The organism is Yaniella sp. (genome assembly GCF_030453185.1).
Classification (GTDB): Bacteria; Actinomycetota; Actinomycetes; order Actinomycetales; family Micrococcaceae; genus Yaniella.
The window spans coordinates 1-15,267 of sequence record NZ_JAKDKW010000061.1 but is presented as its reverse complement, the minus strand read 5'-3'; the positions used below and the strand labels follow the sequence as shown (position 1 = coordinate 15,267).

The 15,267-nt window shown below is 57.6% G+C and carries 18 protein-coding genes and 1 pseudogene; 12 read left to right on the top strand and 7 right to left on the bottom strand.

Annotated features, from left to right (window positions below; all coding sequences use genetic code 11):
• From L0H14_RS09215 to L0H14_RS09190, 6 genes are all read left to right on the top strand, one after another.
• The coding region (locus L0H14_RS09215) for a glutamate racemase (RefSeq protein WP_367618772.1) at positions 1-366 on the top strand (366 nt) is incomplete at its 5' end.
• A gap of 34 nt (positions 367-400) precedes the next feature.
• The gene (locus L0H14_RS09210; protein ID WP_301418131.1) at positions 401-1,210 is read left to right on the top strand and encodes an MBL fold metallo-hydrolase; all 810 of its coding nucleotides are present in this window, start codon (positions 401-403) and stop codon (positions 1,208-1,210) included.
• 12 nt (positions 1,211-1,222) lie between these two features.
• The gene (gene rph / locus L0H14_RS09205) at positions 1,223-1,972 is read left to right on the top strand and encodes a ribonuclease PH (RefSeq protein ID WP_301418130.1); all 750 of its coding nucleotides are present in this window, start codon (positions 1,223-1,225) and stop codon (positions 1,970-1,972) included.
• Positions 1,972-2,586 (top strand): RdgB/HAM1 family non-canonical purine NTP pyrophosphatase, encoded by a 615-nt coding sequence (gene rdgB / locus L0H14_RS09200; protein WP_301418128.1) that lies wholly within the window; start codon positions 1,972-1,974, stop codon positions 2,584-2,586. Before rph ends, rdgB begins: the two co-directional genes overlap by 1 nt.
• On the top strand, positions 2,583-3,623 hold the full coding sequence (locus tag L0H14_RS09195; protein WP_301418126.1) for an exonuclease domain-containing protein: 1,041 nt from the start codon (positions 2,583-2,585) through the stop codon (positions 3,621-3,623). The genes rdgB and L0H14_RS09195 overlap by 4 nt, the downstream gene beginning before the upstream one ends.
• Before the next feature lie 109 nt (positions 3,624-3,732).
• Positions 3,733-4,377 carry a hypothetical protein gene (locus L0H14_RS09190; protein WP_301421705.1) on the top strand — a complete coding sequence of 215 codons (645 nt, stop codon included), beginning with the start codon at positions 3,733-3,735 and terminating at the stop codon, positions 4,375-4,377.
• 134 nt (positions 4,378-4,511) lie between these two features.
• On the opposite strand, the pseudogene L0H14_RS09185 reads toward L0H14_RS09190, so the two are convergent.
• Positions 4,512-4,688: pseudogene (locus L0H14_RS09185) on the bottom strand (catalase-related domain-containing protein); the annotation flags it as partial.
• Positions 4,689-4,708: 20 nt separating this feature from the next.
• On the opposite strand from L0H14_RS09185, the gene L0H14_RS09180 reads away from it, so the two are divergent.
• A complete protein-coding gene (locus L0H14_RS09180; protein ID WP_301418122.1) occupies positions 4,709-4,915 on the top strand; it encodes a hypothetical protein in 207 nt (68 codons plus the stop codon).
• A gap of 202 nt (positions 4,916-5,117) precedes the next feature.
• Here the strand turns inward: L0H14_RS09180 and L0H14_RS09175 are convergent, their stop codons facing one another.
• The 4 genes from L0H14_RS09175 to L0H14_RS09160 form a co-directional block, all read right to left on the bottom strand.
• Complete coding sequence (locus L0H14_RS09175) at positions 5,118-5,510, bottom strand: MmcQ/YjbR family DNA-binding protein (RefSeq protein WP_301418120.1); 393 nt, start codon at positions 5,508-5,510, stop codon at positions 5,118-5,120.
• Positions 5,511-5,613: 103 nt separating this feature from the next.
• Positions 5,614-6,420: a macrolide 2'-phosphotransferase gene (locus L0H14_RS09170; RefSeq protein WP_301418118.1), complete on the bottom strand. Its 807-nt coding sequence runs from the start codon at positions 6,418-6,420 to the stop codon at positions 5,614-5,616.
• A 135-nt stretch (positions 6,421-6,555) separates the two neighbouring features.
• Entirely contained in the window at positions 6,556-7,665 is a 1,110-nt protein-coding gene (locus tag L0H14_RS09165; protein WP_301421704.1) for a cysteine desulfurase family protein, read from the bottom strand.
• 32 nt (positions 7,666-7,697) lie between these two features.
• A complete protein-coding gene (locus L0H14_RS09160; RefSeq protein WP_301418114.1) occupies positions 7,698-8,054 on the bottom strand; it encodes a helix-turn-helix transcriptional regulator in 357 nt (118 codons plus the stop codon).
• Between the two features lie 92 nt (positions 8,055-8,146).
• On the opposite strand from L0H14_RS09160, the gene arsB reads away from it, so the two are divergent.
• The 5 genes from arsB (at position 8,147) to L0H14_RS09135 (ending at position 12,960) form a co-directional block, all read left to right on the top strand.
• Positions 8,147-9,295 (top strand): ACR3 family arsenite efflux transporter, encoded by a 1,149-nt coding sequence (gene arsB / locus L0H14_RS09155; RefSeq protein WP_301418112.1) that lies wholly within the window; start codon positions 8,147-8,149, stop codon positions 9,293-9,295.
• A gap of 3 nt (positions 9,296-9,298) precedes the next feature.
• Positions 9,299-9,730 (top strand): arsenate reductase ArsC, encoded by a 432-nt coding sequence (locus tag L0H14_RS09150; protein ID WP_301418110.1) that lies wholly within the window; start codon positions 9,299-9,301, stop codon positions 9,728-9,730.
• Between the two features lie 41 nt (positions 9,731-9,771).
• Positions 9,772-11,163 carry an FAD-dependent oxidoreductase gene (locus L0H14_RS09145; RefSeq protein ID WP_301421703.1) on the top strand — a complete coding sequence of 464 codons (1,392 nt, stop codon included), beginning with the start codon at positions 9,772-9,774 and terminating at the stop codon, positions 11,161-11,163.
• Between the two features lie 88 nt (positions 11,164-11,251).
• Entirely contained in the window at positions 11,252-12,646 is a 1,395-nt protein-coding gene (locus L0H14_RS09140) for a cytochrome P450 (RefSeq protein WP_301418108.1), read from the top strand.
• The gene (locus L0H14_RS09135) at positions 12,643-12,960 is read left to right on the top strand and encodes a hypothetical protein (protein ID WP_301418106.1); all 318 of its coding nucleotides are present in this window, start codon (positions 12,643-12,645) and stop codon (positions 12,958-12,960) included. Before L0H14_RS09140 ends, L0H14_RS09135 begins: the two co-directional genes overlap by 4 nt.
• Positions 12,961-12,978: 18 nt before the next feature.
• Here L0H14_RS09135 and L0H14_RS09130 read toward each other — a convergent pair whose 3' ends face one another.
• Both L0H14_RS09130 and L0H14_RS09125 read right to left on the bottom strand, forming a co-directional pair.
• Positions 12,979-14,274, bottom strand: a complete 1,296-nt coding sequence (locus L0H14_RS09130; protein WP_301421702.1) for a hypothetical protein — start codon at positions 14,272-14,274, stop codon at positions 12,979-12,981.
• A gap of 116 nt (positions 14,275-14,390) precedes the next feature.
• Positions 14,391-15,267: metal ABC transporter substrate-binding protein (locus L0H14_RS09125; RefSeq protein ID WP_301418102.1), on the bottom strand; the 877-nt coding region annotated here is incomplete at its 5' end.

The following is a 15,267-nucleotide window of genomic DNA, read 5'->3' as shown; positions in this document are numbered from 1 at the left end:
GCACCCTTCAAGCAGGCGGATATTGATACGTTGATCCTGGGCTGCACGCACTACCCCCTCCTGGCCGGTGTGATCAGCTATGTGATGGGGGAGAGCGTGAATTTGGTCACGTCCTCTGAATCGACGGCACGTGCGGTGTACCGTGAACTCGTGCGTCACGGTTTAGAAAACCCGGCCGGTGCAGCAGGCGAGATTCCGCCTGCCACATCGCGTCACAAGTTTATGTCGACCGGTGATCCGGGGAATTTCGCTCAGCTGGCAACCCGGTTTTTGGGTCCAGAAGTCGGTGGCGTAACTCAAATTCGTACGGTCGCCGAGCAGTTCCCGACCGGTACACTGTCGGTAATCAACGCACGTGGCAACTAGCCCGTTTGAAGTTTAGGTCGAAGGAATCGAGGACATGCAGCTCACCATTATTGGCGCGTCTGGCTCATTTCCCGGTCCGGGATCGCCCGCCTCCTGCTATCTTGTCTCGGCCAACGGAGTCGACGACAACGGTAATCCCAAAACCTGGCGCATTCTGCTGGATCTTGGCAACGGGGCACTGGGCACGCTGCAGCGCTATGTGGCACTCGAAGACATCGACGCGATCCTGTTATCCCACCTGCATCCCGACCACTTCATGGACCTGTGCGGTCTGCACGTCGTCGTCCGTTGGAATCCCTATGGTTGGGACGCCGGACGTATTCCCGTGTATGGCCCAGCTGGAACGGCAGACCGGACCGCGATCGCCTACGGCATGGACCCGGATCCCGGTATGCACCCGGATTTCGAATTCATCGACTGGCGCCAACGCCAGGCCGTGGAAATCGGGCCGTTGAAAATCACACCGTATCCGGTGCGCCATCCGATCGAGGAATCCTATGCGCTGCGCGTGGAGGCTACCGAGCCAACACCGGATGGCGAAGTCACCTCGGTGCTGACGTATTCGGGCGACACCGATACCGCGCCCGGGCTGGTCGAAGCCGCCAGGGACGCCCACCTGTTTTTGTGCGAGGCAGCATTCCACGAGGGCCGCGATGATGCCATTGACTGCGTCCATCTGACCGGTAAACGCGCGGGCGAAATGGCCACCGCCGCCGATGTCGGCCGGTTGCTGCTGACCCACATTCCGGTCTGGAATGATCCGTTGGTGACCTCTCAGGAGGCCCGCACCACTTTTGACGGTCAATTGGCCGTAGCCGTTTCCGGCGTTACTTACACCGTATAAGAGGAGTATTGTTTGTCCACTCGTGCCGATGATCGCACCGTATCCCAGCTTCGGGATGTCACCATCGAAACCGGTTGGTCCGCCCACGCCGAAGGCTCTGCCATCGTGTCGTTTGGCGACACCAAGGTCTTGTGCACCGCCAGCTTCACCCAGGGTGTGCCGCGTTGGCTCAAGGGCAAAAACCGTGGCTGGGTTACCGCAGAGTACGCGATGCTGCCCCGTGCCACCACGGATCGTAACGCACGAGAATCAGTGCGCGGCAAAGTCTCGGGTCGCACCCAGGAAATCTCACGACTCATCGGCCGCAGCCTGCGCGCCGTCGTCGATACCAAAGCACTGGGCGAAAACACCATTGTGATTGACTGCGACGTTATTCAGGCCGACGGCGGGACCCGCACCGCGGCTATCACCGGCGCGTGGGTTGCCCTGGCACAGGCCATTGAGTGGGGTCGCGAGCAACGTATTATCCGTTCCACAGCCAAACCACTGACCGGTTCGGTCGCAGCAGTCTCCGTTGGCATGGTCGACGACGTCGCCGTGCTGGACCTGCCGTATGAAGAAGACGTGCGCGCCGAAACCGATATGAACGTGGTCACCACCGGCGACGGAGACTTCATCGAAATTCAAGGCACCGCCGAGGAACAACCCTTTAACCGTGCCCAGCTGGATGCCATGCTGGACCTGGCCGTTGCTGGGACCGCGCAGCTGACAGAAATTCAGCAGCGAGCCCTGACCGCATCCGACCCACAGCTGGGGGCCTGATGGAACCCGCCATAGTTTTAGCCTCGCATAACGCCGGAAAGCTCACCGAGCTACGTGCCATTTTGACCGAGGCCATCCCGTCGCTGGCACCAGAACAAATCGTCGATGCCTCAGCGGTGGATGCCCCGGACGTTGTTGAAGACGGGCTGACGTTCGAAGCCAACGCGCTGAAGAAAGCTTCCATGACAGCCCAGGCCACCGGTCTCATTGCGGTGGCCGATGACTCGGGCCTGACCGTGGACGTGCTGCGCAGAGCACCGGGTATTTTCTCGGCCCGTTGGGCAGGAAAACACGGTGACGATCAAGCTAATCTTGAACTGCTGCTGGCCCAATTGGCCGATATCGATCATCCACACCGTGGTGCAGCGTTCGTGTGTGCCGCTGCGTTTGCCACCCCGTCGGATAAGCGTCACGTGGAATTTGGCAAGCTGGCCGGCGATCTGACCTTCGAGCCACGCGGTACCAACGGCTTTGGTTACGATCCGATTGTTGAACTGGCACAATATGGCAAGACCATGGCCGAACTCGATGCTGAAACCAAGAACGAAATCTCGCACCGTGGCAAAGCGTTCCGCGCGTTAGCACCCCATCTGGCAGGTGTGCTCGGTCAGTGATCAACTTCACCGCCATTGATTTTGAAACAGCGAATGGGTTTCGCGGCTCGGCATGCGCGATCGGAGCGGTCAAAATCCGCAACGGCGTGATCGCCGAGAGCCACTACTCATTACTGCAACCGCCGGTCGGCTACGATCGTTTTGATCCACGCAATATGGCCATCCACAGGATTACCCCGGAAGACGTCGCTACCGCGCCAACCTTCGCTGAGCACTTTCCAACACTGCATGAGTTCGTCAGCGACGACGTAGTAGTTGCCCATAACGCCGGATTTGATATCGGCGTCATCGAGTCCGGGCTGGAAGTATGCCAGCTGCCTATTCCACGGCTCGACTTCGCGTGTTCGCTCACGTTGTCCCGGAAAAACTACAAGCTTGCCTCCCATGCGCTGCCCTCCGCCGCTGCCGAAGCCGGATTTGTGCTAGAAAACCACCACAATGCGCTAGAAGACGCCAAAGCCTCGGCTGCGATTGTTGTGGATGTTGCCCACCGGCTCGAAGCCGATTCGCTGGACGCCATGTTGGAAGTCTCTGGCATGCAGCGCAGAACGCTGCCGGCCCGCGACGTCGGCGACACACTGTCACGCCCGACCCGGCACGCACTCACCATGCCGGGTATGTTTGATGCCGCGAATCATGCCGTCGCAGCGGAAGCGCTGCCCGATCTGATTCGTTGGCCCAATGAGGGCACGAACCCGCCGGCCAATGAATTTGCCGATTCCAAACATCCGCTGTTTGGGCATCACGTAGTCTTCACCGGGCTGCTGGGCCTCTCCCGCCAAGAAGCGAAGAACAAGGCCGCCGAACACGGGGCACAGACACACTCGCGCATCGGCGCCACCACAACCATGGTGATCGTTGGCGACGGAATCCGACCCGAAGAGCTCGCAAATTTTGAGCACAACCCGCGTTTACAACAGCGCAAAATGCAAGATGTTGTTCGACGACGCGAACAGGGCCAGGACATTGTGCTGGTCACGGAGCCAGAATTCCTCGGCATGCTCAACGAAAACTGGCCGCACGCCACAGTGCTGTAAACCCAACCAGAGCTGAGGCTCGAGGCATCCTGTGATATTCTCTGACCTCGTGACCCCAATACCAGCAAAATATCGACGCGCAGCTCGAAAAGCCGATCTCGGTGGGATAATGGCTGTCCACCATGATCGCCCCGGGCCTAGGACGGTGTTGGCCTTCATCGGCGCATGGGTCCTCATGAGTGGGTTGACGCTTATTGTTCCCGGCGAAACACCGCTGCTAGCTGTCGCCCCCACCATTTTGTTTTTCTTTATGTGGCTGATCATTTACGTGATGATGGCTGGAGAACGCCTGATCGTGTGTCAGCGTGGTATTCTATTGGGAAGTTTTGCCCCATTTTTGCAACCGTATGCGATCCGCTATGAACAGATCATTGTTGGTAGTGTTGTGCCGATCAGCGGCAATATTCGTCGATACCATAAACAAACGGGACTACCGGCCTTCCTGCGCAGTGTCCGAATCGCTTGGTGGTCGCAGCGGGGCGTGGCGTTGGCTGGTCCGACTCAGGCGGAAGCCCGGGGGCATTTCAAGGGTGGTGTTGCAACGTCGCACATGACTCGAGGTGGCCACCCTTGGCTTATTGGAACTCGCGCTCCGGCAGAAGAAGCTACGGCAGCTATTGCTCGTGCGGCAGGCGATGCGGGATTTACTGAGCTCGCTAGTGCAACGGCGATGGCCCCACCTCGGGCGTTATCGGGGATTCCTAGCGATACTCCTGTGCAGCTGCCGAAAGTCATGGTGCCGTACGGGCATTGAACACATACAAAGGTTCCGGCACTGTCTGGTGAGCGCCGGAACCTTTGGGCTGTGATCAGCGTTTCGCGCTGGTTATCGAGCGGATCGCCGCCTGGCTGCTGATCGGTTTGGGCGGTCACGGAACGGGCTGCCTTTTCAATGCGCTGACCGATATCCTCGTCGATGTTCTTCCAATATTGGAAAGCGTTCGACAAGACCGGCTCGATCACAGTTTCTAGCGAACCAGCCACGGTTTCGACCAGTTCGTCCCGCTGGGCGTCGTCCATGACGTCGCGGACTAACGTGCCGGCCTGGTTGAAATCGCCATCGTCGGCAGGAATGGGTCAAGATTTTGCGTGAGGCCGGTGATGCGATCGCGGATACGGACGCAGCCGTTGAACCGCTATGTGAACGTCTGGATCAGATTGCCATCAAATTTTCGCACGAAGATGATCTGCCGGCCCGTGCTTGGCCAGTGTACGGTTCACTCCTGACCAGTCTGCGCCACATCATCACCATTGCGGACATGTCACCGGAGGGTCAGCGGTCTGCTGCGTGAGAGGTGTGTCAAGGAGAACGCAGCTACGCTTGGGCAAGTTCAGAGGATACTCTGACGAGTTCTTTGACCAGGGAACGGGTGATGCTCTGACCACTACTGATCGAGATTCAATGTTCTTTATCCAAAGAGTGACCGCTGCTGGTTCCGGATAATCCGTCAGCAACCTGACGTGCTACCCGCTGTAGCTCGTTGCCAGTCAGACTCATAGGGACTCCTCCTGGCCGAAGGTCTGTGGATCAACGGGTTGTTCGTGTTTCGGAAGATTCTTCTCTATGACGAGCAGATACGATTCGGTAACCAGTTCGTCTACGAGGGGCTGATCGATGGCTCCGCCTGGCGAGAGCGTGATCCAGTGGCGTTTGTTCATATGGTAGCCCGGTGAGATCTCCTCATAGGCTGCACGCAAGGCTTGTGCTTCATTCGGTGGGGACTTCAAAATCACAATCGGTTCGCCGGTCACGTCGGTCAGCAACATGAAGACTTTGCCGCGAATTTTATAGACTTCATAGTCCGGGCCGAACGGATATTCCATTATGGCTTGCGGAAGTTCCTCAGCCCGATCCCGAGCGTACTGCTGCAGCGTGGTGCCATCCATGTACCTCTCCTCATTGTGGTTTGAGCTGTGCGGCAGCTGCTTGCTGATGCTCTGGGTCACCGGTTTGTAACGCGAAGAGTCCATAGGGGACTGGGCTGGCTGCCTAAATCTCCGCGCAGTGATCGGCTAAGCGGGGCCAGGCTTTGCCACCGCGTTCAACATATCGTCGTACGGTCGCATCGAAGACCTCTGGTGGTGGGGTGACCTGCTGAAACATGAAGTCCTTGGCCGGATCACCCACAGAAGCTGTCGTCCAATCCAACACGGCTGAGATGCGCTCTTCATGGATCAGGGTGTGGACCGCATAGATCTCACCGTGGGTGACCACAGCATGTTCGGGCCAATAGCTATCGTCATGCAACCAACGCTGCCACCGGTCTCGAAGGTCTCTAGCAATCTCGAACTCGGCGGCAACCGTTTCGATATCCCTCTGCCATGATTGTCGAGTTTCACCAGAGGGCCGAAACACCACACCCGTATCCCGCACTTCAGCCGGGTCGATCGCGTGAAGTTCCGGCAACAGATCACCAAGTGATTCAGCATAGGTCAAGGACGCGACATCGAAGTGGCACACCGGTGCACCCGACTCGTCTAAGGTGAGCCCGGGCTTCCCGGGGAGTAAGGGATAGGCGAGGAGCTCGTCGGTGTGGATCAGCCAATCGGGTACCGCTGCGCTCAAATGTGGTGCCACGGCTTGCAGAAGGCGAGCCTCAGTTTCAGCTCTAGCAATCACATCGTGTCGACGGGGGATACGTAACACCCATGCTTCACCGTCGAGCGTGTCGGCGATGGCAACGCGGAAGTCCAGGCCTAGCTCGTTTACCCTGATGGAGGCTTCGCCGATCGCCAGATTATGTGCTGCCGCCAGCCGACTAATGTGGGGCACTAAGCCATGGTCAGGACTCGACATCTTTTACCGCCTCGGTTGTGGCAACTGCTCGTGAAAAATTTTGGCCCACTTTACACTCAGTTCACATCGCACAGCGTGGGTCTTTCAGTACCATCAGTACCATGAGATCGTAGAGATTGTGTGAATCTATTAGTGCTAGACCGCGTTGCTCAGAGTTGTGACGACTGTGTGGATATCGTTTTCGCTGGTTTGTCGCCCGATGGATAGGCGCAACGCACCCAGGGCAATATCGGATTCGACGCCCATCTCTAACAAGGTGTCAGCGGGGGTATGAACACCGGAATGGCAAGCGCTACCGGTGGACGCTGAGACATCTTCGATGGTGTCGAGTAGGTCGTTGCCGATCCGGCCGGGGAGCGCCACCATGAGCGTATTTGGTAAGCAGTGCTCAGACGGGCTGATGCGTACGATGTCAGGAATGGCTGCCTTCAGCTGGTGCCAGAGCATTTCGGTCAGGCGCTTTTGTCGTTCGGCTTCGGCGTTCAGTGTGTTCCCGGCAAGCTCGGCGGCAACACCGAGGCCCACAATGCTGGCAACGTTTTCAGTGCCGGGCCGCAGGCCACGTTCTTGTCCGGCACCCAAAAGCACGGGATCGATGAGTGTTCCCCGACGAACATATAGTGCACCGATGCCCTTGGGCGCATAGAGTTTATGCCCGGCAATGCTGAGTAGATCGACGTGCAATTCATTGGCGGAGACCGGTATTTTTCCAACGGCCTGAGCGCCATCGGTATGTACGACGCCGCCGGCAGAGCGGACCTGTTGGGCGAATTGGGCGACCGGCTGGATGGTACCCACTTCATTTTGCGCCAGAATGATTGTGCCCAAACCCAACGGACCAGACGGCACTGCCACGGGATCGATCCGACCGCGCGAATCGACGCCCAAACGGTGAATAGTCCACCCCTGTTGCTCGAGGCGCCGGATTGGTTCAACGGTTGCTGGATGCTCGACCACCGAGGTAACGGCGCTGTATTGGGCAGCAACCTGCGCTGTTCCGCGGATCGCAAGGTTGTTTGCTTCGGTGCCGCCGGAAGTAAAAATGATTTCATCCGGATGCGCATCAATAAGGGCGGCAACGTGTTCCCGAGCATGTTCCACCGCTTGCCGTGCGAGCCGTCCCTGCGGTGTTGCGCTTGAGGGATTGCCGAAGTGTTCGGTTAGATAGGGCCACATGGCCTCGGCGACTTCTGGGGCCACAGGAGTCGTGCCGTTGTGATCGAGATAGACCGGATGTGCTGTCATATGTTTCTACTGCTCCTGAACCACTGCGATAGTTACGACAGATCGAGTACGTCACGAAGTTGCGCGAATGCCTCGGGGACAATGCTGTAGTGTGCCCACTTGCCATGTTGTTCGCGGGTTACCAAGCCTGCATCCACCAATTTTTTCATATGATGGCTGACGGTCGGCTGGGTAATCCCGAGTTCCTCGGTGAGGTCGCAGGCGCACACATCGTCGCAACCTTGCGCAGCGACATGCGATAGCAGTTGGAGGCGGGTTGGGTCTGCTAATGCTTTGAACTTTTCCGCGATCTGCTCAGCTTGGGTCGCCTCGCTCGGAAAGTTTGCCAGGGAACAGCACGGTTGTCGTGCCGCGAGAGATCGGTTCGAGGGTTTGGCGGCAGTCTCCATACCTCCACCATACATTGACATCTATCTATGCGTCCGGATAGCCTCAAATTTGTCGAATAGACGAATATCAATGTGAAGGATCTCGAATCATCATGGGTGCTGCCATAGACAAATCGGCGGAGGCTGGTTCGCCGGTCATGCAGGAAATGTCCTTCTTGGATCGATGGTTGGCCGTGTGGATTATCTTAGCGATGGGGCTAGGGCTGGCTCTTGGTCGGTTCGTGCCCGGGCTGAATGCGGTATTGGATTCCATGACCGTCGGTGGAATCTCCATACCGATTGCCGTGGGTCTGTTGGTGATGATGTATCCAGTCTTAGCCAAGGTCCGGTACAACGAAACCCACCGGGTCACCGGAGACCGAAAACTCCTCATTCTATCGCTGGTGCTCAACTGGGTGCTGGGACCATTGTTTATGTTCGTTCTGGCTTGGGTCTTTCTGGCAGATCTTCCGGAATATCGCACCGGACTGATCATTGTGGGTCTTGCACGGTGCATCGCCATGGTTTTCATTTGGAACGACATGGCATGTGGAGACCGTGAAGCTGCCGCAGTGTTGGTAGCCATCAACTCCGTCTTCCAAGTCGTTGCCTACGGAGCGCTGGGATGGTTCTATCTGCAAGCCCTGCCGTCGTGGCTCGGTTTAGAGACGACGTCCGCGCAATTCTCTGTCTGGGCGATCGTTGCATCGGTATTAGTATTCCTCGGTATCCCACTGCTGGCAGGATTCCTCACGCGCACCTTCGGCGAGAAGACTAAAGGACGGGACTGGTACGAAAACGCTTTCCTACCCAAAATCGGGCCCTGGTCGCTCTACGGTCTGCTCTTCACCATCGTGTTGCTCTTTGCTTTCCAAGGGGACGCAATCCTCTCTCAGCCGCTGGATGTCGCCCGCATGGCCATGCCGCTGCTGCTGTATTTCGTGCTGATGTTCCTACTCAGTTTCTTCGCGTCGAAAATGCTCGGTCTCAACTACGCCAAATCCACTTCGGTGGCGTTCACGGCGTCGGGCAATAACTTTGAGTTGGCCATCGCCGTAGCCATCGGTACCTTCGGTGTTACCTCCGGCCAAGCGCTCGCAGGGGTCGTCGGCCCCCTCATTGAAGTGCCAGTGCTGGTGGCCTTGGTCTATGTGGCCGTATGGCTTGGTCGAAAACTCTTCCCAAACGATCCCACGGTCCCGGTCTCGCGTAAGGCAGCCAATATTGGAAAAAACATAGTCCCAACCAAGACTGGAGCCTGAACTATGACCACCGTCAACAACACTCCCAGCGTGCTTTTCGTCTGCGTGCACAATGCGGGACGCTCCCAGATGGCCGCCGGGTTCTTAGACGAACTTGGTCAGGGCCGTATTGAAGTGCGTTCTGCAGGATCCGAACCAGCCGATCAGCTCAATGCCGTCGCCGTGCAAGCTATGGCCGAAGAAGGCATCGACATCACCTCCGCGACACCGAACATTCTCACCACAGAGGCAGTACAAGTCTCCGATGTGGTGATCACCATGGGGTGCGGCGACGTTTGCCCCATTTTTCCTGGCAAACGATACGAAGATTGGGAGCTGGCGGATCCCGCAGGACAGGACATTGAAACGGTTCGGCGTATTCGTGCTGACATCAAAACTCGCGTCCAACACCTGGTGGCAGAGCTCTTAGCTCCTACCAATTCCACACAGAACTAACCGTCCCAGCACCCATGACTTTGTGCTCTTGAGGAGACTTCATGCCTGACACCACTTGCTGTAACAGCCAACCCGGCGAAGAATTGCCAGTCATCATTCTTGGTGCGGGTCCCGTCGGTTTGGCCGCCGCAGCCCACTTGATAGAACGAGGTATCACCCCGCTAGTACTGGAAGCAGGGCCTTCCGTGGGCGCGTCCATCGCCCAGTGGGGTCATACAAAACTGTTCTCACCGTGGCGATATAACATCGACGACGCAGCCCGGCGTCTGTTAGAGCGTGCCGCATGGACTGCACCGGATCCTGATGTGCTTCCTACCGGCAACGAATTGATCCAACAATATTTGGAGCCTCTGGCGGCAGCGCTCGGGGATACCGTGCGCACCGGAATGCGGGTCACCGCAGTATCCCGTGAGGGCATCGACAAGACGCGTAGCTACGGCCGAGAAGATACCCCGTATATTGTTCGGGTCGTGCATCCCGGTGGAAACTTTGAAGATCTGCGTGCACGCAGTGTCATCGATGCCTCCGGAACCTGGAACCAACCAAACCCCTTGGGTCAAGCTGGCCTGCCCGCACCAGGGGAGGCGGATGCCCGTGCGCGTGGATTCATCTCCGCGCCGTTGCCAGATGTTGGCGGTGTCGACCGCGAGCGCTTCGCAGGTCGGCACGTGTTCGTCGTTGGCTCGGGACACTCCGCTGCCAACAGTTTGCTGGATTTAGCAGAGCTTGCTCACCGTGCTCCGGGCACTCGCATCAGCTGGGCGGTCCGTGGTGTAGATGTTACCGCTGTATATGGCGGGGAAGACGGTGACGAACTAGCCGCCAGGGGCTCCCTGGGATCCCGCCTCCGTGCACTCGTTGAAGACGGACGGATCTCTGTCCATACCTCATTCGTGATTAACTCATTCGACATCTCCAATGACGCGTTGGTGGTTCACGCTGACTCATCGGTCGAACCACGTCAACTCAGCGTTGATGTGCTCGTTCCGGCCACCGGATTCCGGCCTGACCTGAATGTGTTGTCTGAGCTGCGGTTAGAGATGGATCCCGCAGTAGAAGCTCCGCGCGCACTCGGTCCGTTGATCGATCCAGAGTTCCATTCCTGCGGTTCGGTAGAACCTCACGGTGAACGCATCCTTGCCCACCCAGAAACCGGATTTTATATCGTCGGGATGAAGAGCTACGGCCGTGCACCAACCTTCCTGATGGCCACCGGGTACGAACAGGTCCGTTCAATAGCAGCAGCACTGGCCGGGGATCGAGAAGCAGCAGACGACCTGAAACTCCAACTACCAACGACCGGGGTCTGCACAACAGATCCTGGGAGTGCGGCAACGAACACCGGGTCAGCTGCATCGACAGAGCATGGATGCTGCGCTCCAGTCGTTAAGCAACCGATCCTCATAGGTGCTCCAGAGTCTGCTTGCTGCTAACCTTCGGCACATATGCTGTCCCCCACGTCTCACGAGCGGCGAAATCAGGACCTGTCGGACACGTACTTGGTGCTAATAGGCTCGTGACATGACGCATTCAGCAGCACGAGAACACGACCATCAATCACCGAATAGCAGCGTCCCAATTCTCGGCGCCGTTGACCACGCACGCGTCCATTCCAAAGTCCTGGCCTCCCCGGTCATCAAAGGCCCTATCATCCGTCGTCCCAAGGCCGTCGGCCTGGCTGAGAAATTCGATGCCGATGCGGCCGGGGTGACAGAAATGCAGCGCTTGCGCTCGCAATACGGCAGCGGTCCGGTGCAACTCAAAGTCTTCCCCGGACGGAAGGTCGCACTCCTGTTGGACCCCGCGGATGTCCACCGGGTGCTCAATGAGACCCCTGACCCATTTAGCCCAGCCTCATTGGAAAAACGTGGCGCATTGAACCACTTTCAGCCGGGTGGGGCCCTGGTGTCTTCTGTCAACGCGCGGAAGAAACGTCGGCCCTTCAATGAAGCAGTGTTGCAGACGGGCCGCACCGTGCATTCACATGCTGACGCGATGACCAATGCCATCCGTGAAGAAGTCGACTCCTTACGCGGCCACATTGAGTTCAACGGCGCTTTGGACTGGGACGCGTTCAGCCTCATGTGGTGGCGCATCGTGCGACGGGTCGTGCTGGGTGATTCGGCTCGCAACGACCAACAAATCACCGAGGACCTCAACCAACTGCGTGAACGTGGGAACCTCGCATATCTGGTACCGAAAAACCGCAGCCGCCGAAAACGGTTCACCAAGAGATTGCGCCACTATCTCGAGTTAGCACAACCGGGTAGCTTGGCTGCTATGGCGGCCGACGTTCCAGCGTCCACAGGCACAATGCCCGAACAGCAGATCCCGCAGTGGATGTTTGCCTTCGACGCCGCATCAGGGGCCACGTTCCGCGCGGTGAGTTTATTATCGGCTGACCCCGAGACCTCTCAGCTTGCCCGCAAAGAACTCGACCAGGCGCCAGATTTGCCGACCCTGCGCGCCGTCGCTTTAGAATCGTTGCGGCTATGGCCAACCACACCGCTGATTTTGCGCGAGACCACCAAAGAAACCCAATGGCGCAACGGAACGTTAGACAAAGGAACATCAATCCTGATCTTCGCGCCGTTCTTCCATCGCGACGACGAAACCCTGGCCGATGCTCATTGCTTTGCCCCGGAACTGTGGTTAGAAAATCGCAACGATAACGACTGGCCGCTGGTGCCCTTTAGCGGTGGGCTCGGTATGTGCCCGGGGCGCAACGTGGTGTTATTAACCGCATCGATGGTGTTGGGCGAGCTGTTTCGAAACCATGACTTTACCGCTGAGAACACTGCGGCAGAACCACTTGATGTAGAGCAGCTGCCTGGGACCTTGAGCCCGTTCTCCTCGAGATTCATCACGAAATTTCGAAACGCTCGAGGCGCTCCAAAAAGCCAGGACCAGTCATGACTGCGGTCGCCGCGTTATTGACCGTTCTGGGCATCATTGCGGTTGTGTACTCCCAAGGCATCGATTTCTTCGGTCTGATCGGTGCATTGATCCTCATCTTCTTGGCTGCTGTAGTTCTCGGAATGGTCATCCGGTTCATTCGAGCGACCCCAGGAAATAGGATTCGTGAAGCCTTCGGTCCAATTATGGGGGCGGGGGATAGCTACCAGTCCCTGATGATGGGACGACCGACCGTGGATGAGTCGTCAGCTGAAGCTCAAAGAATGCAACGCGCAAATAAAGCGATGGATGACGCGAAGGAAGATCGGTGGTAGCAGCGCAGGTCGTTCCTCTTAGCGTTCGTGGGAGTGCTCGGCAACAGGTTTACCATCGACGGCTGTGAGCTCATTTGGAACGAAGTCCAAGTCGGCGGAGTCAAGAATTTCCATATTGACCAGATCGACCATATGGATGGCTTGCTGTGCTGGGTCAGTGATATAAGCGACGTCATCAATGACTTGGATGGCGGGCCGTGGTTCCTGCCATTCTTCGGGTTCAGTCCATTCCTCGATGACCTGGATGGCCTCGAGTTGTTTCCCGGTTCCGGGATCCAGAACGTGGAGTTGGCCATCTTCGGCAAGGATCAGGGCTTCGGCTTCTGGGCCGCGTGCCAGGGATCGGAAGTTATACGCGGCACCAATTTCAGAGGTGTTGATCTTCCCAGCTTCCACATCGATCAGAGCCACCTGAGTCATCGGTTCGTCCGTGGTTTCGTTGTAGTCCCCGAGCATGATGTTGGAGTCTGCTGCAGGGCACAGGTTGCCGGTACGGGCGTAGTCAGGTCCTGCAGCAATCTTGGTGAATTCTTCACCGTCCCACACGAGTGCGCCATCTTCGCACCCGACCGCTATCATCCCCTCAGGTCCGGTAGCTTCGCCGTGTACTCCGGGGCAGTCGTCGTTGCGTGCAACCTCATCTCCGTCGGAGCTGAGAACCCGAGCGCCGGGACGATCTTGGTCATCACCGAGGGTCTCGAACCTGGAACCATCCTCGAATGCAACGGCGACACCATGGTGCGGATGCGCCGTCTCTGCGACTTCCGTGTCGAGTTCGGCCGCGGCATCGAGCTGGGCTAACTCGAACGTGTGGATCTCGCCGCTTCCATCAAAGAACAGTGCGCCGTTGCCTTCGTGCGCGACGACGTGACCCGGTTCGGGGCCGTCAATGGTGATCCCGGTCAGCAGCGGATCAGCGGTGTAGTAGTGGTTATGGTCCCCGTGGGGTTCAGCCCAGGTGCCGGCATCGAGCAGACGGAAGGACTCTCCTTCGGTCAGGAACATGTGGCGCCCATCACCGGCTGGATTGATGCGCAGGAAGCCTTCAGCTTCGAAGTCACTGAGGGTTTCCAATGTGGAGCCATCCACGATGGCCACGCCACCGTCATAGGTGATGCCCAAGCGTGGCTGCGGGCTAGACGCTTCTTGGCTTTCACGGTCGCCCGGGTCCACGGCATGATTATTCTTATCAGGTTGCTCCTGGGACTCGGCCTCGACATTTTGTTGTGACTGTTGCCCGCAAGCGGTGACTGCCAACAGCATTGCCGCCGTGATCACTGCAATGCTCAGGGAGGTGGTCTTGTGTTTTTTCATAACAAACCTTTCCATGGGTGAGGGATGGGTGGGGTGCGTTGTAGTACGCGATAAAACGATGGAGCGCCTCGTCCGTCTCCTCGGCGCTCAGGCCGCCAAGGATTTGTGTTGGTCTATTACTGCAGTGCGTCTGCCAGTTCATTGGCGTTGTACAACATGGCATCCTGGTAGGTTTCGGCACCCGAACCCGGCTCGCCAATACCACTTTCGTAAAGCTCAATGACGGGCACATCGTTACCCGTTTCCTCAGCTAAGGCCGTAATGAGCCGATTCGTATTCGCTTTAGACGTCACCAGGGCATCGGCGCCTTCATCATTAAGTAGGGCGGAGAGGTCTGCTAAATCTTGTGATGATGGTTCAGCGTCTGTCGAGCCACCGGGGATCACCACACCAGAGATTTCAACGCCGTAACGATCTGCGAAATACCCGTATGCGGCGTGATCTGTGACGAGGCGAGGTGTCTCAATGTCTGCGAGAATCTCCTCGATCTTGGCGTCAACGTCACGTAGGTCATTGGCGACTTCTTCGCCACACGCCACATAGGCGTCGTCTCCAACCGCAGTAGCGATCTCTTCTCCGATTAACTCGGCGCCATCCGCCATGCGGGAGACATCCATCCAAACGTGTGAGTCGTATGACCCGTGGTCATGACCGTGTTCAGCTTCGTCGTGTTCATCTTCCTCATGGTCATGGTCGTGGTCTGTGCTGTAGGGCAGCGGGTCCAATTCTGGCGTCAGTTCAAGCAGCTCTGCACCATCCGAAACGGCATTATCGATTGAGCGTTGCATCGATGACTCCAGGCCCAGGCCGTTGGAAATGACGACGTCGGCGGTAACCATATCGGCTATTTGTGAGCTCGATGCTTCGAACTGATGTGGATCGTCGCCAACACTCATGAGCGTCTGAGTTTCACCACCGCCACACGCGGTGATTTGTTCAGCCAACGATCCGATCTGAGTGGTGGTCGCCACGACGTGAGGTGTCGAATCGTCT